Raw genomic sequence first — 23,224 nt, 5'->3', positions numbered from 1 at the left:
TCATGGCTTTATTGCAGATTTCCGAACCGGGAGATTCCCCGGCTCCGCACGAGCGCAAGTTGGCCGTGGGCATCGACCTGGGCACCACGCACTCGCTGGTCGCAGCTGTGCGCAGCAGCGTGCCCGAGATTCTGAAAGATGCCGACGGTCGCGCGCTATTGCCGTCGGTCGTGCGCTATTTGGATCGCGATGCGCGGGTTGTGGGCCATGAGGCCGCACAGGCCCAGGCGACCGATCCATCGAATACCGTCGTCTCGGTCAAGCGCTTCATGGGCCGCACGTTCGACGACGTCAAAGCCGAAGGACTGCCTTACGAGTTCGTGGATGCGCCGGGCATGGTGCGCCTGCGCACGGTGCGCGGCGATCTGAGCCCGATCGAAGTGTCTGCCCATATCCTGCAGGCCTTGCGCGAGCGCGCCGAAAGCACGCTGGGCGACGATCTGGTGGGTGCCGTCATCACCGTGCCCGCCTACTTCGACGATGCCCAACGCCAGGCCACGCGCGATGCTGCGCGATTGGCCGGTTTGAACGTTCTGCGCTTGCTCAATGAGCCGACGGCAGCTGCCATTGCCTATGGTCTCGATCACGCGTCCGAAGGTGTCTATGCCGTGTATGACTTGGGCGGCGGCACATTCGACGTATCGATTCTGCGATTGACGCAAGGCGTGTTCGAAGTGATCGCCACCGGTGGCGACACCGCTCTGGGCGGCGACGATTTCGATACTTTGATCGTGCAGGCCGTGTGTGCAACGGCCGGTGTGGCACTCGATACCTTGTCGCGTGAACATCACCGCGCGCTGCGCGTCGCGGCTCGGGTCGCGCGCGAAGCCCTGTCCGATTCGGACAGCGCCGTGGTCGAAGCGCAGTTGGGCGAGGGCATGGTCGTGAGTGCGGCGTTGAGTCGCGCCGATTTCGAACGTCTGGCTCAGCCGCTGCTCGAGAAAACTTTGGATCGCGCGCGCCAGACGCTGCGCGATGCGGGATTGAAACCCGCAGATGTGAAGGGCGTGGTCATGGTGGGTGGTGCCACCCGCATGCCGATCGTGCAGCGCGTCGTCGGCGATTTGTTCGGCACGCCGCCGCTGACCGATCTCAATCCGGATGAAGTGGTCGCCCTCGGCGCGGCGTTGCAGGCCAATTTGCTGGCGGGCAATCGTGCGCCGGGCGAGGATTGGCTGCTGCTCGACGTGACGCCGTTGTCGCTCGGTCTTGAAACGATGGGCGGTTTGGTCGAACGCGTCATCCCGCGCAACAGCACGATCCCGGTGGCGCGCGCGCAAGAATTCACGACATTCAAAGACGGCCAGAGTGCCATGAGCATTCACGTGCTGCAGGGCGAGCGCGATCTGGTGAGTGCCTGCCGCTCGTTGGCCCGCTTCGAACTTCGCGATATTCCGCCGATGGTGGCAGGTGCGGCCCGCATTCGCGTCACGTTCCAGGTGGATGCCGATGGCCTGCTCAACGTCACGGCGCGTGAAGAAAGCACCGGCGTGGAAGCGGCCGTCACGGTCAAGCCTTCGTACGGCCTGTCCGACGACGAAGTGGCGACGATGTTGGCCGACAGCGTGTCTCAGGCCGATAGCGACGCCGTGGCGCGCATGTTGCGCGAGCAGCAAGTCGAGGCCCGACAACTGGTCGAATCCGTGGGTGCGGCCTTGGCCAAGGATGCCGATTTGCTGGACGCCGATGAACGGCAAGCGATCGATGCCGCGCTGGCTACGGCTACGGCTGCCCAAACCGCTGAAGACGCCGACGTCGTGCGGGCTGCCGTAAAGGCGCTGTCCGACAGCACCGAACTCTTCGCCGAGCGGCGCATGGACCGCAGTATCCGGTCCGCGCTCGCCGGCCGTAAACTTGATGAACTGGCTTGATTCCGCTGTATGCCTAAACTGACTATCCTCCCGCATCCCGACGTTTGCCCCGAGGGCAAAGTCATCGAAAACGCGCCTGTGGGCGTGTCGATCTGTCGCATCATGCTCGACAATCACGTCGAACTCGAGCATGCCTGCGAACTCTCGTGTGCATGCACGACATGCCATGTGGTGGTGCGCGAAGGCTACGGCTCGCTGGAAGACGCGACCGATGACGAAGAAGATATGCTGGACAAGGCTTGGGGCCTGTCGCCCACGTCGCGTTTATCCTGTCAGGCCAAGGTTGCGCAGCAAGACATCACGATTGAAATTCCCCGCTATACGATCAACCACGCGAAGGAAAATCACTGATGAAATGGGTCGACACGCTTGAGATCGCCGAGACGCTCGACGAGACGCATCCGGATATCGATCCGGCGATCATTCGTTTCACGCAATTGCGTGAGCTGGTAATGGCCTTGCCCGGCTTCGACGACGATGCCGCCCGCTGTGGCGAACGCATCCTGGAAGCGATCCAGCAAGCCTGGATCGACGAGCGCGCCTGAGGGCACCATCGCTTGGGGTGAGCTTGCTCCCGTTGTAGGCCGCGCCTGATGCAGGTTCGTCACCCGGGTACCGGCACCATCCCGCACTTGCCCCTCAGGGTTTGGAACTCGCCTCCAGGTACTTGCCCTCGCGTTTGGACCACTGGAATATTTTCTCGACGTCTCGGTCTCCCTTTTGGGTGACGCGAAGATCGTAATACCCGTCGGTTTTGCGTTTGGTGATGGCGAGGACGTTTTCGTCCGTCTCGATCGAGTGGTCGCGCGTGCCGTCCTTGTTCCATCCCCCAGCGATATCGTAATTGGCGTACATGGGCTCAGCCAGAACGACGGCCAGGCGGTTCGTTTCGATCTTGAACAGATAGAGCGCATTGAACAATGCACCGCCGCCGGCAAACGATTCAGACCACCCCCCGCGCAAACCGAAAGCGTATTCGTCGTCGGCAATACGGTAAGGGGCCAGATCGAATTTACGCCAATGGCTGGGCAGGACACGACTGTCGGGTGCCTCTTCAGCATCTACCGGCGCGGTCAGCATGCTGCGCGACCAATCGGTCTTGAGCGTGATGGCGCCGCTGGCTGCGACCAACGTTGGCGCGCCGCCCGCTTTGCGCTCGACGACGCCCACATATGCCACCGGCAATGTTTGCTCGGTCACGCCGGGCCCTGCAGTCTGCGGGCCGCAGTCGGGCGTTTTCGAGATCAGCGCGCGGTCTTCGGCGGCGCACACAATCACTACAAAGCTGTCCGCGCGACGCGGCCATGGTTTGGCGCCCACCAGCGTCACCCGTGTCGGGTCACCCATCGGCATCACCAGTCCAACGAGTGTGTCGGCGTCCAATCCCGCGGGCAGGGTAACGCCCAGGCCATCCTGCTTGGGATCGATCGGCTTGGGTGGCACGGGTGCCGCGAAGGCGCCGCTAGCCGCAGCAAACGTCATGACGCACACAAGCATCACTGTCGTGCATAGACGAGACAGCCTTGTTCGCAAGTGCGGCCTCGAATGGGGAAACATCGAACTGATCGTCGGGTGAGTTGAGCGGTCGATAGCCGTCATGGTGTGTCCATAAGAGGTGTGTAGTGCGCTGCGCAAAAATGTAGCGCACCCACCCGTCCGATCGCCCGCCTGTAACAAGCCAAGCGGGAAATTACTCGGCTGTCACATAACGCCCTTGCTGCGCCGACCATTTGCGCGTCTTGGTGTGTTTGTCGCCCTTCATTTTGATGCGAATGTCGTAGTAACCCGCCGTCTTCGAATTCAACATCGACAACACGTTCTCCTCGTCCTGGACCTCGCGCTCGCTACGACGGCTTGTGCCTGGGTCAGCAGCCATATTCCGGTAAGCCGTCATGGGCTCCGCCAGGATAACGGCCAGGCGATCGCCCTGGATGGCAAACAAATACAGCGCACTGAAGGTGGCCATGCCCCCGGCAAACGGCTCGCTCCAGCCGGACCGCAAACCGAAGGCGTATTGCGCATCGCTGATCTTGTAGGCGGCGAGATCGAATTGATCCCATTGCTGTGGCAGAAGCGGCACGCCGCGCGCGAAGTCGGGACTCGACGGCGTCAGCGTGAGATTGGCGTCATCCCATGCCGCCTGGGTGTCGATTGCACCGCTGGCAGCAACCAATGCAGGCGCTTGATCGGGCGCGCGTTCCACCACACCCACATACGCCGTGGGCGACACCATCGTGGCATTGCTCGGGTCGATCGTCTGGCTGCAATTGGGCGACGCAGAGGCGGGCGTATTGCCGGGCGCCGCACATACGAGCACTACATAACTGTTTGCGCGGCGCGGCCACGGTTTGGCGCCAACGAGTGTGACGCGAGCGGGGTCAACGTTCGGGGCAACGAGCTTGATCAATGTGGCGCGGTCGAGGCCCTCGGGCAAGGCAACACCCAGGGAGGCGGCGGCCGGTTTGGCAGCGCGTGCAGCCGTTGCAGGGGGGGATGATGCGGCGACTTGCACAGGTGCAACATGAACAGGTGCCCCATGAACCGGTGCCGGTTGAGTAGGCGGCGCTTGAGTTGATGCCGCGTGAGCGGTTGCCGCCGCCGCGCACAGAGCGAGTGTGGCGGCAAGGGTGGTGGGGGTAAAGCGGTACAACATTCTAGTATTCCAGGTTTCCGCGCAGTTCATCGAAGGGGATCATGACATGGGTCCGATAGGCATCGCGCTCGCGCAAGCGGTCATACCATGCCTCGACATGAGGCAGTTGGGGGCGTTCAATATCGAGTTCGTGATAGCGAAACAGCGCGGTACCCACCGCGATGTCGGCGAGCGTGAGCGCATCGCCGGTCAGATACGGGTGCTTGGCCAGTTCGGTGTCCAGCAGCCGAAAAAGCGTTGCGCATTGAGCCAGGCTGCGTTCGATGGCGGGCCAATCGCGCTGGGCTTCAGGGGTGCGATAGAACCCCCAGAACACACCTGTTAGAAACGCGGGTTGCAACGCACTTTGCGTCCAGTCCATCCAGCGATCTGCGCGCGACTGAATGGCGGGGTCGTTTGACCAGAGGGTGTGGCAGTGCGCGGCCGGCGAAGCAGGGTAAGCAGCGGAGGCATCCAAGGTGGTCGAAGTATGGGAAGCATCTGAGGCACCCACCACATCCGAGGCATCGGCCGCCGTGCGCATCGCCGTCGCACGGGCCTCCACGGTGTTCGACGCCGTGCCGCAGTACTTTGCCGCCAGGTAACGCAGGATGGCGTGCGATTCCCACACCGTGGTGCCATCGGTATCCCGCAATACCGGAATTTTGCCGTTTGGATTCATGGCGAGAAACTCGGGCGTATCCAGACCGCCAAAGCGGCCGCCGGCGTCAATGTGGTGGTGCGGAATGCCCAGCTCAGCGACGAGCCAAAGCACTTTTTGAACATTGAATGAACTACGGCGTCCCCATATTTGCATCATGTGATCGTCTCCTTTGTTTGGCGGCGCAACGAAATTGACTTCGTTCGGCACGCCCCGTTAGCCTAAATGACGGTGAAACGCCGCAGCCATTGCCACCGGTATGCCAGCGACTAGCGTAATCGCAATCGCATGAAAAAACCCCAATCGCTCGAACGGGTGTTCAAGCGTTGGGGTCATCGCAGATCGAGAGGGGCGCCTCGCGGCCGGACCGGCAATCGATCCAGCGCTTGACGAACTCAGTCTTCGCGGCGCAGGTGCGGGAACAGGATCACGTCGCGAATCGTGGGGCTGTCGGTGAGCAGCATGATCAGGCGATCGATGCCGATACCGCAACCGCCCGTCGGGGGCATGCCGTACTCAAGGGCGCGAATGTAGTCGGCATCGAAAAACATCGCTTCTTCGTCGCCGGCATCCTTGGCGGCGACCTGCGCCTGGAAGCGTTGCGCCTGGTCTTCGGGGTCATTCAACTCCGAGAAGCCATTGGCGATTTCACGGCCGGTGATGAAGAGCTCGAAGCGCTCGGTGATGCCTTCGCGCGTGTCGGACGCGCGTGCAAGCGGCGACACTTCGGCGGGGTAGTCGATGATGTAGGTTGGGTTCCACAACTGGCCCTCCGCCGTCTCTTCGAAGAGCGCCAATTGCAGTGCACCCAAACCGGCGCGGCTCAGCACCGGGCCCGTGACGTGTGCGCCGAGCTTCTTGAGCTCGGCCCGCACGAACGTCTCGTCGTCGAGCTGGTCCTGCGTGTAATGCGGCGCATATTTGAGAATGGCGCCACAGATGGTGAGGCGCTCGAACGGCGCCGCCAGATCGACTTCGCGGCCCTGATAGGTGAGGGTGGCGGTGCCGCAGGCGGCAATGGCCGCCTGGCGCAGCACGTTCTCGGTGAAGTCCATCAGCCAATGGTAGTCCGCGTAGGCCGCGTAAAACTCCATCATCGTGAATTCGGGATTGTGCCGCGTGCTCACGCCTTCGTTGCGGAAGTTGCGGTTGATCTCGAACACGCGATCGAAACCGCCCACGATCAGGCGCTTCAGATACAGCTCGGGCGCAATGCGCAGGAACATCTGCATGTCCAGCGCATTGTGGTGCGTGGTGAACGGCTTGGCTGCCGCGCCGCCGGGGATCGGGTGCAGCATGGGCGTTTCGACTTCGACGAAGCGCGCATCCAGCATGAACTGGCGCACGGCGCCGATCGCCTTGCTGCGCATTTCGAACGTCTTGCGCGTCGATTCGGTCATGATGAGGTCGACGTAGCGCTGGCGGTAGCGCAGCTCCTGATCGGCCACACCATGAAACTTGTCGGGCAAGGGGCGCAGCGACTTCGACAGCAGGCGCGCCGTGGACGCGTGTACCGAGAGCTCACCTTTGTTGGTCTTGAAGACTTTGCCGACGACGGCGACGATATCGCCCAGATCCCACTGCTTGAAGGCCGTGTAGGCATCTTCGCCCAATGAGCCGCGATCCACATAGATCTGAATGCGGCCGCTGCCGTCCTGCAGGGTGGCGAAGCTGGCTTTTCCCATCACGCGCTTGAGCATCACGCGGCCGGCGATACGCACTTCGATGCCGGCGTCGGCCAGATCTTGTTGTTCGCGTTCGCCATATTGCGCATGCAACGCGGCGCTTTGCGTGTCGGGGGTGAAGTCGTTCGGGAACGCCACACCCGCTTCGCGCAGTTTGCTCAGTTTGACGCGGCGCTCGGCGATCAGGCGGTTTTCATCCGGTGCGGCGGGGGAGGACGTTTGGTCGGTCATGTCAGGCGGAATCAATAATTACGAATGTCGTCGATTTCGGTCTGGCCGAAGTCGTCGCGTTGCAGGTAGGCGTGGATGCTTGCAGCCACGTTGGCGGGCGATGCAAGCTGGCCCTTGTCTTTCATGCCCTGAAACTGGGCCACCGCCGGGAAGTGCGCGGGGTCGGACGCGCGGATGGCGCCTTGCATGTCGGTATCGACCACGCCCGGTGCGAGCGCCACGGCAGTCACGCCATGGGTGTCGCGCTCGGTATTCACAGTGCGAGTAAACATGTCCAGTGCGGCCTTGGTGGCGCAGTACACGCCCCAGCCGGCCTTGGCGTTGCGGCCGGCACCGGAAGAAATGTTGAGCAGGCGCCCTTGCGCCTGGCGGCCGGTCATCGCGCGCAGAAATGCAGCCGACAGCAGGATCACCGCGTTGACGTTGATGTCGAATGCGGTGCGCAGCGCGGCCGGATCGCCCAGACCGGCGATCGTGGAAATGGGCGCCACGGTACCGGCATTGTTGATCAGCCAGTAGCGTTTGGCGCCCGCCGGCATGGCGGGAAACAGAATATCGGCTTGCACGGCGGTGTCGTCGAGATCGGCCAGATCGACCGCGACCTGTTGCAGCACACCGCCTTTGGCCGCGACATCCGCTTCGAGGGCGGGATCCGGCTTGCGCAGCAGGGCGATGATCTTCGTGCGTGGCGCGGCCAGATCGCGTGCCAGGGCGGCGCCCAGGCCGCGCGAGGCGCCGGTCAAAACGATCACGGTATCGAATGCGGTGTCAGTCATGTCGCGTCGCAAAGTGAGCCGCCGCGCGCCAGGCGCGCAGCCGCCGGCGTCAAACGCCTTGTTTCAGGCTGGCCTGGATGAATGGATCGAGATCGCCGTCCAGCACCTTCTGGGTGTTGGAAATTTCGACGTTGGTGCGCAAATCCTTGATACGGCTTTGATCGAGCACGTACGAGCGAATCTGGTGACCCCAGCCCACGTCGGTCTTGGCGTCTTCCATCTTCTGCTGTTCGGCCATGCGGTTACGCATTTCGAGTTCGAACAGGCGCGACTTCAACATCTGCATGGCTTCGGCGCGGTTGCGGTGCTGCGAACGGTCGTTCTGGCACTGGACCACAATCCCGGTGGGGGCGTGCGTGATCCGCACGGCCGAGTCGGTTTTGTTGATGTGCTGACCGCCGGCGCCGCTGGCCCGGTAGGTATCCACGCGCAAATCGGCCGGATTGACCTCGATCTCGATGGAGTCGTCGACTTCCGGATACACGAAAACGCTGGCAAACGACGTGTGGCGACCGCCCGACGAATCGAACGGGCTCTTGCGCACGAGGCGGTGCACGCCGGACTCGGTGCGCAGAAAACCGAAGGCGTATTCGCCTTCGATTTTGATCGTGGCCGACTTGAGGCCCGCGACTTCACCTTCCGATTCTTCCAGCACTTCGGTTTTGAAACCCTTGCGCTCGCAATAGCGGAGATACTGACGCAACAGCATCGACGCCCAGTCCTGGGCTTCGGTGCCGCCGGCACCCGCTTGAATGTCGAGGAAGCAGTTCAGCGGATCGGCCGGGTTGTTGAACATCCGGCGGAACTCGAGCCCTTCGATCTTTTCACCGAAAACGGCCGCATCTTCCTCGATCGCGATGAGCGTGGCGTCATCGTCGTCGGCGGCGGCCATCTCGAAGAGTTCGGTGGCGTCGGCCACGCCGCTGGCGATGGTCGTCAGCGCCTCCACCACATCATCGAGGGATTTTTTCTCGCGGCCCAGTTCCTGGGCGTGCTTGGGGTCGTTCCAGACCTCGGCGCTTTCTAATTCGGCGTTGACGACGTGCAAACGTTCAGTTTTGGCATCGTAGTCAAAGATACCTCCGTAGAGCCTGTTCGCGCTCGGCGTAATCGGCGAGTTTGGCTGCGAGCTGGTTCTGACGTTCGGCTTCCATGGCGATCCTAGTGCTTGGTCTTGGGTAACCCAGCATTCTAACGCGTCCTTACCCCTTAGGGGGCAGGCGGGCCGGCGTGTTCAACCACCAGTTGCACCGAGACCACCCCGTTCCAGACGTTTTGTTCCAGGCGGTACGCCACATCGACTTCTTCCGGTAAGGATTGGTCGTGTCCGAACCAGATCGCGTCGAAGCGCTGCGTGCCGCGTTCCAGCGACAGCTTCATGTGCTTGGCCCCCACCAGCCGCTGTTGGCGCACCACGAAGCGATCCATGAAGAGCGGGGCCATGAAGCCGGCGCCCCAAACTTGAGCCTGCAGCAGGGCCGCCGTCTCGGCATTGGCGTAGCCGGATTCCAGCGAGCCATCGGTTTCGATCAGCGGCTCGAAGGTGTCGCGGCCGGTGAGCTCGCGCACCGCGGCATCGAACGCCGGGCCGAAGCGGGCGAAATCGGCACCGTCCAGCGTGAGGCCGGCCGCCATGGCGTGGCCGCCGAATTTCTTGATCAGGTCGGGATGGCGCTTGGACACCAGATCGAGCGCATCGCGCAGGTGCACGTCGGGGATCGAGCGGCCCGAGCCGCGCAATTCGCCGTCGCCGGCGGGCGCGAAAGCCAGCGTCGGGCGCCAGTACTTCTCCTTCAACCGCGACGCCACCAGGCCCACGACGCCTTGATGCCACGTGTCGTCGAACACGCACACCGTTGCGCCGGGCGCGGCAGTCGCATCGGCCATGGTGGCCAGGGCTTGCTCGCGCATCGTGGTCTCGATGCTGCGCCGCTCGCGGTTCATCTCGTCGAGCTGACGGGCCAGCGCCAGCGCTTCGGCGTCGTCATCGGTGATCAGGCAATGGATGCCGATGCTCATGTCGGCCAGCCTGCCGGCCGCATTGACGCGGGGCCCGAGGGCGAAGCCGAGATCGAAGCTGTTGGCCGTGCGCGGCTCGCGCGAGGCCACGGCAAAGAGGGCGCGGATGCCGGGCTGCATCCGGCCGGCGCGCATCCGGTTCAGCCCCTGGGTGACCAGCAGGCGGTTATTGGCATCGAGTTTGACCACGTCGGCCACGGTGCCCAGGGCCACCAGATCGGCCAGGGCATCCAGGCGCGGGCCGCCGTCGGCCGGATAGACGCCACGACGGCGCAACTCGGCGCGCAGCGCCAGCATCGTATAGAAGATGACGCCCACACCCGCCAGATGCTTGGACAAAAATCCGCAGCCACGCTGGTTGGGATTGACGATGGCAAGCGCGTCCGGCAGGACGTCGCCCGGCAGGTGATGGTCGGTCACGACCACGTCGATCCCCGCGGCATTGGCCGCCGCGACGCCGTCCACACTGGCGATGCCATTGTCGACCGTCAAGATCATGTCGGGCTTGCCCGAGGCGTGACGCACCGCGAGTTGGATCACGGCCGGCGACAGTCCGTAGCCGGTTTCAAAGCGGTTGGGAACGAGGAAATCGACGACGGCACCCATGGACCTCAGCGCGCGCATGCCCACGGCGCAGGCCGTGGCGCCATCGCAGTCGTAGTCGGCCACGATCAAAATGCGGCGTTGGGCGGCAATCGCATCCGCGAGCACGGCAGCCGCATGCTCCACATGCGTCAAGCCGCTGGGCGGGATGAGCGAGGGCCATTGCAGCAGCGTTTCGTCAGGATGGGCCACGCCGCGCGCTGCCCACAAACGCGCCAGAAGCGGGTGGATGCCGGCGGATTGCAGGGCGCGAGCGGCGTCCCACGACGTGGCGCGGACGGTTAAACGGGGGGAGACCACCAGGCTTTCCAATCTTTTTTAGGCAACGGCAGCCAGCGGCGCCAGAAACCATCGGGGTTTACAGTAAGACGCACCGAGCGGTCCGTGCCCAGCAGCAACAAATCCGAGGGCTGATCCTCGGCGGCGAGCGCGGCGAAAACGGTGGCGTCGAGTTCGGCCAGTGCGTCCAGCCAGGCGGCCCAGTCGCCCGCGCGATGCGGCCGGTCGAGCGCGTCGATGACACGCACGTCTTCGTCCGTCACGGGCTTGGCATCCCAGGCATGGGCGCCGCCATACAGCCACAGGCCATTGACCGGCGGCAGACCGCGTTCGGCGCGGGCGTCGTTCACAGGCAACTCGTGCCACGCCATCTGAATATCGTTGAGCAACCGGCGCCAGGGCCGAAAACCGGCGTCCGTCTGCCACCAGGCCGATAGCGGGTGCCCGGCCACGGCGTCGGGGGTGCCGCTGCGTGGCGTGAGGCCGTCCGGCAAGTGCACACGCCAGCGCTGGGGCGAAAGAGGTGTCATCCGGAAATCCGAATCGGCGATGGCGGGCTCGGCGGCGCGCCAGAGCAAGTTGGACTCATCGGCGGTCAAGCCCATGGCATCGGGCGGCAGCAAGACGACCTGATCCGAACCGAGGGCCAGATGCACGAGCTCTGCCAGCCACACTGGCTCAGGATCCCCGGCCGCGGCTTGCGCGCGCAGCGGACCCATGCCGGCACCGTAGGGTTGACCGGGCGCCGGGCTGAAACCCGCGCGGCGCAGTTGCCAGGCTTCGAATGCCGTGCAGCCTTCGCGCGCAGGATCCAGCGTTTCGGCTGTGGCGCGCGCCGCTGGCAACCAGGCGTGCAGCGTGGGGGCGCGGGTAGCGACCCAGGATGCGAGTTCGGCCGCATAGGGGGCGGGCGGCAAGGCGCCGGGCAGGACAATGAGCATGTCGGCGATTGTAGTCGCGTCGGCAGGGCACCGAATGTCGCGTTGAGGGCACCAGCAATTTTGCCGGTTAATGCCATAATGCGCGGGTGCTGAAAATACCCTACGAACTCTGGATCGGTGCCCGCTATGCGGGCATGGCGCGTATCCGTCAACGTCGCGGACGCCGCGACGGTTTCATCTCATTCATCGCGGCCAGTTCCATGGCCGGTATCGGCCTGGGCGTCGCGGCGCTCATTGTCGTGCTTTCGGTGATGAATGGGTTTCAAAAAGAAGTGCGTGATCGCATGCTGTCGGTCCTGCCGCACATCGAGCTTTATGTGCCGGGCAACGCGCCGGAGACCATTCTCGCGCAGTGGAAAACCATTGCCGATGCCGCCAGCCGCAATCCGGAGGTGCGCGCCGCAGCCCCCTTCGTGGCGGCGCAGGGCATGGTCGTACGCGGCCAGGCGCTGCGAGGCGTGCAGGTTCGAGGCATCGACCCCGCTACCGAAACCAATGTGTCGGACGTCGCCAAGCAAATGGTTGAGGGCCAACTCACCGATCTGAAACCCGGCGAATTTGGGGTGGTGGTGGGCCGCGATCTGGCCAACGACATGGGCGTGAAAGTGGGCGACACCGTCTTGATGCTGGCGCCGCAGGCGTCCGTCAGCCCGGCCGGCTTTGCGCCCCGCATGCGTCAATTCACGATCAAGGGCATATTTTCGTCCGGCCACTACGAATACGATTCGTCGCTCGCCTTCGTCGATGCTGAAGACGCGGCGCGCGTATTCCGCGACAGCGGCACGGCGGGTGTGCGGTTGCGCATCGCGGATATGCAGCAGGCCCCGCAAGTGGCCAACCAACTGACGGCGATCCTGCCGCGCTCGGTGATCGCCAGCGATTGGTCGCGCAATAACCGCACCTGGTTCGCGGCCGTGCAAACCGAGAAGCGCATGATGTTCCTGATTCTGGCGCTGATTGTGGCCGTGGCCGCGTTCAATCTGCTGTCGTCGCTGGTGATGGCCGTGAAGGATAAGCAGTCCGACATCGCCATCTTGCGCACGCTGGGTGCGGGTCCGGGCGAGATTGCGCGGATCTTTCTGGTGCAGGGCGCCCTGATCGGTGTGATCGGAACCTTGTTGGGGGTGGGCGGTGGCATGCTGATCGCATTCAACATCGACGTGATCGTGCCGTTCATTGAACGTTTGTTCGGCGTGCATTTCCTGCCGCGCGAGATCTATTTCATCAGCGCGTTGCCGTCCGATCCGCGCATGGCCGATATCGTTACGATCGGTGTCACCTCGCTGGTGCTGTCGTTGCTGGCCACGTTGTACCCGAGCTGGCGCGCGTCGCGCCTCCAACCTGCCCAGGTGCTGCGTCATGACTGAATTTAACGCTATTTCTGCCGCAGGCGCCGCCCCGGCTGCCTCGTCCCGCGCAGGCGCACCGGCTGCGCTTTTGGCGACCAATCTCGTCAAGTATTACGACGACGGCGCCAATCGCATCGATGTCCTGCGTGACGTGAGCTTTTCCGTCGAGCAGGGTGAAATGGTTGCCATCGTGGGCGCCTCGGGATCCGGGAAAAGCACGTTGCTGCATATCCTGGGCTTGCTCGATGTGCCCACCAGCGGCTCGGTCACGGTGGCCGGGGAAAGCGCGGAAGGGCTTTCCGAAAGCAAGAAAAGCGCACTGCGCAATCGCAGCCTCGGCTTCGTTTATCAGTTTCACCATCTGCTGGCTGAATTTTCGGCGCTCGATAATGTGGCCATGCCGCTGATCGTGCGCCGCGAGTCGCGCAGCGTGGCGCGCGAACGTGCGCGCGAGGTGTTGGGCCTGGTCGGTCTGGCAAATCGTGCCGATCACTATCCGGGCCAGCTCTCCGGCGGCGAACGCCAACGGGTCGCCCTGGCGCGGGCGTTGGTCACCCGGCCTGCCTGCGTGCTGGCCGACGAACCCACCGGTAACCTGGATCGCAACACGGCCCAGGCCATGTTCGAATTGCTGTCGCGGGTCAACCAGGAATCCGGCACTGCATTTGCCATCGTCACGCACGATCCCGTGCTGGCGCAGCGGGCCGACCGTCAGCTCGTCATGGAGGGCGGCCGCCTCGTCAGCGGCTGACGGTTGCATGGCGATCGACACCCACTGCCATCTGGACGCGTCTGAGTTCGACGCGGATCGCGGCAGCGTGATCGCCAACGCCCAAGCCGCCGGAGTGCGCGCCATCGTCATCCCGGCGATCGCGCGCAGCAACTTCGATACGGTGCGCGATCTCGCCCATTCCTTTCCCGAGGGCTATTACGCGCTTGGCATTCATCCGCTTTTCGTGCGCCAGTCGGTCGAGGCCGACCTCGCACATTTGCGCGACGCGCTGGCGGCGTCCATGGCCGACCCCCGGTTGGTCGCGATCGGCGAGATAGGACTGGATTTTTTCGTCAAAGATATCGCCAGCGGCGAAGCGCGCGAGCGGCAGGAGTTTTTCTACGTCGAACAGCTCAAGCTGGCGCTCGAATTCGACCTGCCCGTGCTGTTGCACGTCCGGCGCTCGCAAGACATTCTGCTTAAATATCTCCGCCGGTTGAAACGCTCGCCGGGCGGCATCGCCCATGCCTTCAATGGCAGCGATCAACAGGCGCGCGCCTTTCTCGATCTGGGGTTCGCGCTCGGCATTGGCGGCGCGATGACGTTTACGCGGGCCTTGCAGATTCGGCGGCACGCTTCAGACGTGAGCCTCGATTCGCTGGTGCTCGAAACCGATTCGCCGGATATTCCGCCTGCCTGGTTGCAAGCGCCCGACTTGCGCAATTCGCCGGCGCAGATTCCCCGCATCGGCGCCAGTCTGGCTGAACTGCGCGGCGAGGCGACCGCGGCCGTGATCGATGCGACCACGGCCACGGCGTGCAGGGTGTTGCCCCGTCTGGGACAGGCCTTGTCGGGAATCGCCAGCGCAGCTTTAGATCAAAACTCCTGAGCGGTGGGGCGCAGGACGATTTCGTTGATATCGACGTCGTTCGGCTGCTGGATCGCATACACGATGGCGCGCGCCACTGAATCGGACGAGATCTCGTTGGCCTTGTAAAACGCTTGAACGCCCTGCACGGTTTCGGGGTCGGTGCTGCCTTGCTTGAGTTCCGACTCGATCGCACCCGGAGAAATAATCGTGGTGCGCACACCGGCAGGCGCTTCGCTGCGCAGGCCTTCCGAGATCGCGCGAACGGCAAACTTGGTGGCGCTATACACCGTGCCGATCGGCGAGAACACCTTTACGCCGGCCACCGATGCAATATTGATGATGTGCCCCGATTGTTGATCGCGCATGCCGGGCAGCACGGCCGCGATGCCGTACAACACGCCCTTGATGTTGACATCGATCATGCGGTCCCATTCGTCCACCATGGTTTTTTCCATGGGCGCCAGGGGCATGATGCCGGCATTGTTGACGAGCACATCGATGCGGCCAAAGCGCTCGCGTCCGGCTGCGACCAGTGCGTCGACGTCCTGGCGTTTGGCCACATCGGTTTTGACGGCGATCGCGTCCCCGCCAGCGGCGGTGATGTCACGCACCAATGCCTCCAGGCGGTCGGTGCGCCGTGCGCCCAACACCAGTTTCGCCCCGCGCTCGGCCAGCGCCCGTGCCGTATTTTCGCCCAGCCCGCTGCTCGCGCCGGTGATCACAACCACTTTGCCTGCAATATTGATATCGCGTTCCATGTTGAATCCTTTACTGAGTGTTTGATGTGTGGGTTCGATGGACGAATTCTGGCGGCATTCGATATTTCGGTAAATGGAATTGAAAGGAGTTTAGAATTCCAGAATCAGGAATTACTTTGTGTCTTGGCAGCCTGCTCGTTGCCTCTCATTGAAAGCGCACGCCCATGAATCGTCTTGAAACCTTGCGGGTCTTTTGCGCCGCAGCCGATGCGGTCAATTTCCGCGAAGCCGCCTCGCGGCTGGGCGTATCGCCGCAGGTGGTCACGCGTGCGGTGCGAGAACTCGAGTTGGCGCTGGGCGAGACGCTGTTTCACCGCAGCACGCGGGGCGTGCAATTGAGCTCCTTTGGTGCGCAGTTGGTGGTGCAGGCGCGGGCGGCGCTAAGTGGCGTGGATATGCTCTTTCCCGATCCTTCGGACGAGGGCGATCCCGGCTATCGCGGCGTCGTGCGCATTGCGGCACCCACGAGCGTGGGGCGGGGCTTCATGATGGATGTGCTCGCGCCACATTTACGGGCGCATGCCGGCTTGCGGCTGGATCTGCGGTTGTCCGACGCCTACGCCGATGTGGTGGACCAGCAGATCGATGTCGGCGTGCGCATCGGACAGATGCGCGACAGCCGCTTCGTGGCGCGACGGGCGTGCGATGTGCGCTTCTCGGTGGTAGGTGCACCCGCACTGATCGCGCGCGTTGGCGCACCAAAAACGATCGACGATCTGATGACGCGTCCGCTCACCGCGTTCATCGATGGCAACTCCGGGCGTGCCTGGCCGTGGATATTCAAAGGGGGCCGGCAACTGCTCCCGGCGGATCCTGCGTTCGTCACCGACGATCCGGTGGCCGAGGCGCAAGCGGTGGCGCATGGGCTGGGATTCGGTCAACTCCCCGACTACATCGCCATGCCCTACATTCGAGCGGGCCAGATGACGGCGGTGCTTGGGGCTCAGGCCCCCGAACCGTGGTCGTTGTATGTGTACCGGTCGCAGCGCACGCCGGTGCCGGCGCGCGTGCGGTTGGTGTTCGACGTGCTGATCGAGGCGTTTCGCAACGCCGAGAAGGCGCTGCGGGAAACGGCGGTGTCTACTGCCGCTTGACGATCAATATCTCGATCATTAACGATCATTAACGATCAATATCTCGATCAATATCTCGATCGAAATCAATCGACCTTGATATTTGCTTCCTTGATGACGGCGCCGTTGCGCTTGAGTTCCTGCTCGACGCGCGCCTTGAAAGCGTCGGCGTCGGCGAAGCTGGGGTCAAAGCCGAGTTCGCGCATTTTGGCTTGCGTATCTGCCTCGGCCATCATGTCCTGCACTTCACGCGTGAGGCGCTCGAGCACCGGTTTGGGGGTGCCTTTGGGCGCGGCGATGCCGTACCACGTTTGGAAGTCGTAGCCGGCGAGCTTGGCATCGCTGGCGGCGACGGTGGGTATGCCCGGCAACAACGTGGAGGGTTCGGCGCTGGTCAATGCCACGGCTTTGACCTTGCCGCCGCGGATTTGCGGAAGCGCCGCGACCAGCGTGTCGATCGAGAGCGGAATCTGATTGCCGATGAGATCCGTCATGGCCGGCGCGCTTCCGCGATAAGGAATGTGCACGAGCTTCGCACCGCTGCGTTGGGCAAGCGATTCACCTGCCAGATGCGGTGTGGAGGCGGTGCCGAACGACCCGAAATTCAACGGTTGCTTGGCGGACTCGCGCACGATGTCGCCAACGCTCGTCAAACCGGTTTGCGTATTCGTCAGTATGACGAACGGCGCGCTGCCAGCGATGGCGATGTAGTCGTAGCTCTCGATCGGGTCGTAGCCCAGGTTGGCATACAGCAGCGAATTGCTGGTGAACGTGGGTGCTCCCGTAATCATCACGGTGTAGCCATCGGGTTTGGCGCGCGCAACGGCCTGCGCGCCAATGCCGGTGTTGGCGCCGGGCTTGTTTTCGATGACCACCGGCTGCTTCAGACGTTCGCCCAGCTTGACGGCAAACAGGCGCGCGATCACGTCGGTGGAACCGCCCGGCGGAAACGGCACCACCATGGTGATCGGCTGTGCGGGCCATGCGGATTGGGCCTGAACGGCCAACGGACTGGCGGCCACGCCGAGGGCGGCGAGACTAAAAGCTAACTGCTTGAACATCTGAAACTCCGGGAAGCGCTTGAAAGATAAAAGAGAGGATCGCGGCCAGCCGACGCGTGTCGGCTGTTCTGAATCAGGCGATCACGTTGCGCCGATATAGGCGGGTGCCCGGCGCCAGTGCTGGGTGGCCTGTTCGAACGCATGGGCGAGTTGAAGGACGCCCCATTCATCGCGGAAGCGGCCAACGATTTGAATGCCGATCGGCAAACCGTCGGCCGTGAAGCCGCACGGCACCGAGATCGCGGGATGACCGGTCAACGACAGGTAATAGCCTGACCGCATCCAGTCGATGTAGTTGTGCATCGCGGTGCCGTCAATGTCGCGCACGTAGGGTTCATCGGCCGGGAAGGGCGGCACCTGGCTGACCAGGCCGATCGCGAATTCGTAAGTCTGCATAAATGTGTGCATGCGGCCGAAAAGCGCTACGCGTTCGCGCTCGGCGCGAATGACCGCTTCGGCCGATTGCTGCAGGCCAAGTTCGATGTTCCAGATCACCGTGTCTTTCATTTGATCGCGATGCTTTTTGAGCGTCTCGCCATGGCCTTGCGCAAAGATCTGCGCGCGCAATGCATGAAAGGCGGCATCGGCCTCACCGAAGTCAGGGCAGGCGTCGTCAACCTTGGCGCCCAAGCTGTCAAACACCGAGCGTTGCGCGTCGATGACGGCCGTTGCAGCTGGATCGGCGGGCAGGCCGCCCCAGGTCGGCGCCCACGCGATGCGCGTGCCGTTGAAGTCGCGGTCGAGGCGTCCGAGAAAACGCGCGGGATCCTGATCGATGGACAGCGGATCGCGCGCATCCGGTCCCGACAACGCAGCCAGCATCAGGGCGGCGTCGCCCACCGTACGCGCCATCGGCCCGGCGACGGTCAGTGTGTTGTACGCGCCGGCGTTGGGCCATTGCGGGACACGTCCCGGTGACGGGCGCAAGCCCACCACGTTGCAGAAGCTGGCGGGGTTGCGCAGCGATCCGCCCATGTCGGTCCCGTCGGCCAAGGGCACCATCCGGCAGGCCAACGCCGCAGCCGATCCGCCGCTGCTGCCGCCCGCTGTTTTGTCGACGTCATAAGGATTGCGGGTGGGGCCGAATACCGGATTGAAGGTTTGCGAGCCGGCGCCGAACTCCGGCATATTGGTTTTGCCCAGCGTGATCGCACCGGCTGCGCGCTCGCGGGTGACGGGCAGGCTGTCTTGCGTTGGAACGAAGTCGTGAAAGAGCGGCGAGCCGTATGTGGTGCGCATGCCCGCCGTGAGAAAACAATCCTTATGCACCACTGGCAGGCCATGCAGCAGTCCGGTCGCCTGACCGGCGGCTTGCGCACGATCGGCGGCGCGGGCTTGCGCGCGGGCGCCGTCAGCATCGAGCGTGACGATCGCGTTGACGGGCGCGTTGCGCACGTCGATGCTGGTCAAGTGGGCGTCGACCAGCTCCAAGGCACTCAGGTGACCTTGCGATATCTCCTGCCGCATCTGCAATGCGGTCATTTCACAAATAGCCTGCCAGCTCATTTTATTTCCTTAATTGTATTGAATAGCAATACAAAGTACTGAATAATGAGCATCTTACGGGGTAATGGCGTGCTCTTCTATCCGGGGAACTACGCACCTCGACAATGACAAGCGAATGCGAGATGGCGACGAATCCAAAGAAACCTGACCGATCGCCCCGACCCGGCGTGCCGGTTACCGCGGCAACCGGTTCAGCAACCCATTCCTCGGGCGATCGCTCGACCGATTCCCTGGGCGATATCCCAGCCAACGACGCCGGGAACGCGGCTTCGGCCGCGCGTGCCGCCGATCCGCTTTTCGTGGGCTCGCTGGAAAAAGGCATGCGGGTGCTGCAGGCCTTTGGCGCCCTGCACGACACGTTGGGATTGACCGACCTCGCCGCGCTCACCGGGATGGGGAAAAGCGCCGCCCAACGCTTCGCGCATACCTGGGAGCAATTGGGTTACCTGGAAAAAGATGCGCGATCGCGCCGCTTCCGGCTGGCGCCCAAAGTGATCGAGCTTGGCTATTTCTTCTTGCGCAATGACGATCTGGTTGCTGTGGCGGCGCCGCACTTGGTGGCGTTGCGTGAGCGGTGCGACGTGGCCGTCAATTTGAGCGTGCGGCTGGGCGCGGACATGATTTATCTGTTGCGCCTGCCCAGTCGCCAATTGACGCTTTCCGAGATGTTGCCCGGGCGGCGCATGCCGGCATGGTGCAACAGCGCCGGCCGCATGCTGCTTGCGCAATTGAGCGACGATGACCTGCAGGCGTTGCTGGCGGCATCGCACATCGAAGCGTATACCGCACGTACGGAAACGGATCGTGCAGCGCTCGCCGCCACGATTCGGCAGGCGCGGATGGACGGCTACGCGTTGGCGGAAGATCAGGTGTTGCTCAATCAAACTGGCGCCGCCGTCATCGTCAAGGGCAGCACACAACGACCCCTGGCCGCGATCAGCGCATCGGCTGCGGCCAGCGACTATCCGGCCGAGCGCATGGTGCGTGAAGTGGTGCCGCAGCTGTTAAGCGCGGCCAACGCGATCGCACGCGGGTAAGCGCGGGGATGCGTCGGCTTGAGCAGGCGGTTTCGTCACCGCCCAAAATAGCCACGCCATCCCGCTGAGGGTTGCACCCAGTGCGCAGACGGCAGACCAGCCGCCGTGCGCGAACGTCCAGGTCGACGCCATGGCGCCGGCGCCGCTGCCCACGGCGTAAAAGAGCATGTAGCCGCCGATCAGCCGGCTGTGCGCGTCACTGCCCGACCGCAGGATCATGCTCTGATTGGTCACATGAATCGCTTGTCCAGCCAGATCGAGCGCCAGCACGCCGAGCACGAGCGCCCACAGCGACACGGGTGCGAAATAAAGCGGTACCCACGACGCCGTCAACAGCAGCAGGGCGAGGAGGCTGACCGCCTGCGCATGCCCGCGGTCGGCCCATGAACCGGCGCGCACGGCACCCAGCGCGCCGGCCGCACCCACCAGTCCGAACGCACCGATGGCGGTGTGCGACAGCCCATGTGGCGGCGCGCTTAGCAGGAGCACCATCCCGCTCCAGAACACACCGAACGCGGCAAACATCAGCATGGCGATCACGCCGCGCACGCGCAGCACGCGATCGCGCGCAAGCAAGGTAAACATCGACAGCACAAGTTGCGGATACGGCAGCGATCGCGGTGGCATCGTTTGCATCGGCAGGCATCGCCCGAGGATGAGCGCCAGCACGATCATCAATGCCGCAGAGGTGGCATAGACCATTCGCCAACTCGCCAGATCGGCAATGCCGCCTGCGAGCACGCGTGCGAGCAGCAGTCCCATCACCACGCCGCCTTGGGCCGCGCCTACCACGCGACCGCGCTCGGCCGCCGACGTTGCCGTGGCGGCATAAGCGATCAGCCCCTGGGTCATCGCCGTGCCCAGCAGGCCGACGCACAGCATGCCGATCAGCAATTGCACGGCGGTCTGTGCGGCGCTGACGCCGGCCAATGCTGCCACCAGCGCGGCCATCTGGGCCAGCATCAATCTCCGTCGAGGCAGGCGATCGCCCAGCGGCACGAGGAAAACGAGCGCCATGCCGCTTCCAATCTGTGCCGCCGTGATCACGCTGCCGACCGCAGCCTCGGTCAGATCGAAGTCGTGGGCCAAGGCGTCGAGCAGCGGTTGCGCGTAATACACATTGGCCACCGACAGGGCGCATGCGCAGGCGATGAGCGTCACGAGGGGAGGCGACATGGCGCCGATTGAATCGCTTTCAGGGCGGCACGTTATCACGTCAATCCAGTTGCAAAATAAGACTGGTTGAAGTCTAGGCAGCTTGGTTTTAAAATGCAACTACTTTGTTGAATGTGCTGGGAGCGTTCCGTTTATGAGCAAACGCAAACCTCTGAAGAAAGATCCCTGTCCGGTTGCGCGCGCACTCGACGTCGTCGGCGACCGATGGTCGCTGCTGATCGTGCGCGATGCGTTCGACGGGATCAGCCGCTTCGGTGCGTTCCAAAAGAATCTGAATGTGGCGCGCAACATCCTCTCCGACCGGTTGAGCCGCCTGGTGGCCGACGGCATCTTTGCGGTACAGCCCGCATCCGATGGCACGTCCTATCCCGAGTACGTACTGACCGAGAAGGGGCGCGATTTGTTTGCCGTGGTGGTGACGCTGCGGCAGTGGGGCGAGGGATATTTGTTCGAGGCAGGCGAAGCCCATTCGCATTTGCGGGTGGCTGACGGCAGCACCTCTGTGGCCGAGGTACGGGTGCGCGGTGCCGATGGGCGGGCCCTGCTGCCGCAGGAAACCCGCGTCGAGAAAGTGGCGCCTACGACATAAGTCCAGGATCGACCGCAATCGCAATCTTGCCGATCAGGCCGTTGCTCGGACTTTCCAGACGGGCATGAGCGCGCGGCACGTCGGCCAGCGCATAAACGGCACCCACATGCGGGCGCAGTTGTCCCCGCTCGATCAACGCCGTCAACTCATCGAGCTTGCCGCGATTTTGCCGTGTGAAAATGAAGTGATAACTCGCGTTCTTGCCCCAGGCTTGAATCAGGTTTTGAGGCTGCGCAGTATCCACGATCGAGATCACGCGGCCAAGTTGCGCAAGGGCGTCCGGACTGCGCGACAACGCATTGCCACCGATGGTGTCGAACACGACATCGACGCCGCGGCCAGCGGTTTCGCGCATGATGGCATCGACGTAATCTTCCTTTTCGTAGTCGATCGTCACGTCGGCACCCAGGCCCTTCACGAACTCGGCGTTCGCGTCGCGCACGGTCGTGAAGACCCGTGCCCCGATGGCTTTTGCCAACTGGACCGCCACATGGCCGACGCCGCCCGCACCGCCGTGGATCAGAATGCTTTCGCCCACGCGCAGCCCCGCACGCACCACGAGTGCTTCCCACGCGGTGCCGCCAACCAGGCTCAGGCTTGCCGCTTCAAGATGGCTTAGCGAAGCCGGCTTTTTGGCGATGATGTTTTCGGCTGCAACGTGATATTCGGCATAACTTCCTTGCCCGTCGAAGATTTGCGGCGTGTACCACACCTCATCTCCAGGCGAGAAGGACGTCACGCCGGGCCCAACCGCTTCAACCACGCCCGACACGTCGTGTCCGGTAATGGCCGGGAGCTTCACCAGGTCGGGATAGTCGCCACGGCGAACCTGGAAATCCAGCGGGCTGATGGACGTGGCATGTACCCGCACAAGAACTTCGCCTGCGTGCGGGACTGGCTTGGGGACGTCACGCAGTTCGAACGAATCCGGGCCGCCAAATGACTTGAGAACGACTGCTTTCATGGTATTCCTCATTTCTGTAAAAAGGGATATCGAGAAATCTCGATATAAAAGGGCAAAAAAATCTACAGGTCTCGTCCGATGCGTTCGGCGAGTGCACTGATGGTTGCTTCATTCCGCTTGTAATACGTCCACTGGCCGATACGTCTGACTTCGACCAAACCGGCCCGTTGCAGCGTTGCAAGATAATCGGACACCGTCGACTGCGACAGTCCCACACCTTCTTGAATGCTGCTCACACACACGCCCACCGTATTGACGTCACCTTCATCCTGAGGAGGAAAGCTGTTGGCCGGATCCTTCAAACCCTTCAAGATTTCCAAGCGTGTGCGGTTGGAGAGGGCTTTGAATACTTCGAGTAAGTCCATAAGTCGATTATATCTGGATTTCCCGATATGTCAATAATTTGGCCGAAAGTCTGTTGCCGACTGCG

At 63.1% G+C, this 23,224-nt stretch carries 23 protein-coding genes; 9 read left to right on the top strand and 14 right to left on the bottom strand.

Features of this window, described 5'->3' with window-relative positions:
* Positions 1–2: 2 nt before the first annotated feature.
* The 3 genes from hscA to iscX are packed head-to-tail and all read left to right on the top strand — an operon-like array spanning position 3 to position 2,416.
* A complete protein-coding gene (gene hscA / locus EYW45_RS02105) occupies positions 3–1,871 on the top strand; it encodes a Fe-S protein assembly chaperone HscA (protein WP_161133726.1) in 1,869 nt (622 codons plus the stop codon).
* A 9-nt stretch (positions 1,872–1,880) separates the two neighbouring features.
* A complete protein-coding gene (gene fdx / locus EYW45_RS02100; protein WP_161133725.1) occupies positions 1,881–2,222 on the top strand; it encodes an ISC system 2Fe-2S type ferredoxin in 342 nt (113 codons plus the stop codon).
* The gene (gene iscX, locus EYW45_RS02095; RefSeq protein ID WP_161133724.1) at positions 2,222–2,416 is read left to right on the top strand and encodes a Fe-S cluster assembly protein IscX; all 195 of its coding nucleotides are present in this window, start codon (positions 2,222–2,224) and stop codon (positions 2,414–2,416) included. The genes fdx and iscX overlap by 1 nt, the downstream gene beginning before the upstream one ends.
* Positions 2,417–2,510: 94 nt before the next feature.
* Here the strand turns inward: iscX and EYW45_RS02090 are convergent, their stop codons facing one another.
* From EYW45_RS02090 to EYW45_RS02050, 8 genes are all read right to left on the bottom strand, one after another.
* Positions 2,511–3,353, bottom strand: coding sequence for a hypothetical protein (locus EYW45_RS02090; RefSeq protein WP_161133723.1), 843 nt, complete (start codon positions 3,351–3,353; stop codon positions 2,511–2,513).
* Positions 3,354–3,561: 208 nt separating this feature from the next.
* A complete protein-coding gene (locus EYW45_RS02085; RefSeq protein WP_161133722.1) occupies positions 3,562–4,524 on the bottom strand; it encodes a hypothetical protein in 963 nt (320 codons plus the stop codon).
* A 1-nt stretch (position 4,525) separates the two neighbouring features.
* A complete protein-coding gene (locus tag EYW45_RS02080) occupies positions 4,526–5,323 on the bottom strand; it encodes a glutathione S-transferase (protein WP_235938765.1) in 798 nt (265 codons plus the stop codon).
* A 236-nt stretch (positions 5,324–5,559) separates the two neighbouring features.
* Positions 5,560–7,080 (bottom strand): lysine--tRNA ligase, encoded by a 1,521-nt coding sequence (gene lysS, locus EYW45_RS02070; RefSeq protein WP_161133721.1) that lies wholly within the window; start codon positions 7,078–7,080, stop codon positions 5,560–5,562.
* Between the two features lie 11 nt (positions 7,081–7,091).
* The gene (locus EYW45_RS02065) at positions 7,092–7,856 is read right to left on the bottom strand and encodes an SDR family NAD(P)-dependent oxidoreductase (RefSeq protein ID WP_161133720.1); all 765 of its coding nucleotides are present in this window, start codon (positions 7,854–7,856) and stop codon (positions 7,092–7,094) included.
* A 49-nt stretch (positions 7,857–7,905) separates the two neighbouring features.
* Positions 7,906–9,010, bottom strand: a protein-coding gene (prfB, locus tag EYW45_RS02060) for a peptide chain release factor 2 (protein WP_161133719.1) whose coding sequence is annotated in 2 segments (ribosomal slippage) — positions 7,906–8,928 and positions 8,930–9,010 — 1,104 coding nt in all. Because the reading frame shifts where the segments join, the coding sequence is not laid out codon by codon here.
* A gap of 55 nt (positions 9,011–9,065) precedes the next feature.
* Positions 9,066–10,778, bottom strand: coding sequence for a single-stranded-DNA-specific exonuclease RecJ (recJ, locus tag EYW45_RS02055; RefSeq protein WP_161133718.1), 1,713 nt, complete (start codon positions 10,776–10,778; stop codon positions 9,066–9,068).
* Positions 10,760–11,698: a hypothetical protein gene (locus EYW45_RS02050; RefSeq protein ID WP_161133717.1), complete on the bottom strand. Its 939-nt coding sequence runs from the start codon at positions 11,696–11,698 to the stop codon at positions 10,760–10,762. The genes recJ and EYW45_RS02050 overlap by 19 nt, the downstream gene beginning before the upstream one ends.
* Before the next feature lie 134 nt (positions 11,699–11,832).
* On the opposite strand from EYW45_RS02050, the gene EYW45_RS02045 reads away from it, so the two are divergent.
* The 3 genes from EYW45_RS02045 to EYW45_RS02035 are packed head-to-tail and all read left to right on the top strand — an operon-like array spanning position 11,833 to position 14,648.
* The gene (locus EYW45_RS02045) at positions 11,833–13,065 is read left to right on the top strand and encodes a lipoprotein-releasing ABC transporter permease subunit (RefSeq protein WP_235938788.1); all 1,233 of its coding nucleotides are present in this window, start codon (positions 11,833–11,835) and stop codon (positions 13,063–13,065) included.
* A complete protein-coding gene (lolD, locus tag EYW45_RS02040; RefSeq protein ID WP_161133715.1) occupies positions 13,058–13,798 on the top strand; it encodes a lipoprotein-releasing ABC transporter ATP-binding protein LolD in 741 nt (246 codons plus the stop codon). The genes EYW45_RS02045 and lolD overlap by 8 nt, the downstream gene beginning before the upstream one ends.
* Before the next feature lie 7 nt (positions 13,799–13,805).
* Positions 13,806–14,648: a TatD family hydrolase gene (locus EYW45_RS02035; RefSeq protein WP_161133714.1), complete on the top strand. Its 843-nt coding sequence runs from the start codon at positions 13,806–13,808 to the stop codon at positions 14,646–14,648.
* On the opposite strand, the gene EYW45_RS02030 is transcribed toward EYW45_RS02035, so the two are convergent.
* Positions 14,636–15,388, bottom strand: coding sequence for an SDR family oxidoreductase (locus tag EYW45_RS02030; protein ID WP_161133713.1), 753 nt, complete (start codon positions 15,386–15,388; stop codon positions 14,636–14,638). The two genes, EYW45_RS02035 and EYW45_RS02030, sit on opposite strands and share 13 nt — an antisense overlap.
* Positions 15,389–15,552: 164 nt before the next feature.
* Here EYW45_RS02030 and EYW45_RS02025 point away from each other — a divergent pair, with 164 nt between their 5' ends.
* Complete coding sequence (locus EYW45_RS02025) at positions 15,553–16,482, top strand: LysR family transcriptional regulator (RefSeq protein ID WP_161133712.1); 930 nt, start codon at positions 15,553–15,555, stop codon at positions 16,480–16,482.
* A gap of 65 nt (positions 16,483–16,547) precedes the next feature.
* Here the strand turns inward: EYW45_RS02025 and EYW45_RS02020 are convergent, their stop codons facing one another.
* Positions 16,548–17,522: a Bug family tripartite tricarboxylate transporter substrate binding protein gene (locus EYW45_RS02020; RefSeq protein WP_161133711.1), complete on the bottom strand. Its 975-nt coding sequence runs from the start codon at positions 17,520–17,522 to the stop codon at positions 16,548–16,550.
* Between the two features lie 81 nt (positions 17,523–17,603).
* Positions 17,604–19,028, bottom strand: coding sequence for an amidase (locus EYW45_RS02015; RefSeq protein WP_161133710.1), 1,425 nt, complete (start codon positions 19,026–19,028; stop codon positions 17,604–17,606).
* A 239-nt stretch (positions 19,029–19,267) separates the two neighbouring features.
* Between EYW45_RS02015 and EYW45_RS02010 the strand changes: the two genes are divergently transcribed.
* Entirely contained in the window at positions 19,268–20,065 is a 798-nt protein-coding gene (locus tag EYW45_RS02010; protein WP_407924894.1) for an IclR family transcriptional regulator, read from the top strand.
* Here the strand turns inward: EYW45_RS02010 and EYW45_RS02005 are convergent.
* Entirely contained in the window at positions 20,033–21,241 is a 1,209-nt protein-coding gene (locus EYW45_RS02005; RefSeq protein WP_161133708.1) for an MFS transporter, read from the bottom strand. The two genes, EYW45_RS02010 and EYW45_RS02005, sit on opposite strands and share 33 nt — an antisense overlap.
* Positions 21,242–21,374: 133 nt before the next feature.
* Between EYW45_RS02005 and EYW45_RS02000 the strand changes: the two genes are divergently transcribed.
* Positions 21,375–21,830 carry a winged helix-turn-helix transcriptional regulator gene (locus EYW45_RS02000; protein ID WP_161133707.1) on the top strand — a complete coding sequence of 152 codons (456 nt, stop codon included), beginning with the start codon at positions 21,375–21,377 and terminating at the stop codon, positions 21,828–21,830.
* On the opposite strand, the gene EYW45_RS01995 is transcribed toward EYW45_RS02000, so the two are convergent.
* Both EYW45_RS01995 and EYW45_RS01990 read right to left on the bottom strand, forming a co-directional pair.
* Positions 21,820–22,794 (bottom strand): zinc-dependent alcohol dehydrogenase family protein, encoded by a 975-nt coding sequence (locus tag EYW45_RS01995; RefSeq protein ID WP_161133706.1) that lies wholly within the window; start codon positions 22,792–22,794, stop codon positions 21,820–21,822. The genes EYW45_RS02000 and EYW45_RS01995 overlap by 11 nt on opposite strands.
* A 62-nt stretch (positions 22,795–22,856) precedes the next feature.
* Complete coding sequence (locus EYW45_RS01990; protein ID WP_161133705.1) at positions 22,857–23,159, bottom strand: ArsR/SmtB family transcription factor; 303 nt, start codon at positions 23,157–23,159, stop codon at positions 22,857–22,859.
* Positions 23,160–23,224 lie beyond the last annotated feature (65 nt).

The sequence above is a fragment of the Schauerella aestuarii genome, from assembly GCF_009866805.1.
Classification (GTDB): Bacteria; Pseudomonadota; Gammaproteobacteria; order Burkholderiales; family Burkholderiaceae_B; genus Schauerella; species Schauerella aestuarii.
The sequence above is the reverse complement of the archived record's forward strand: the minus strand, read 5'-3'. Positions and strand labels throughout refer to the sequence as shown.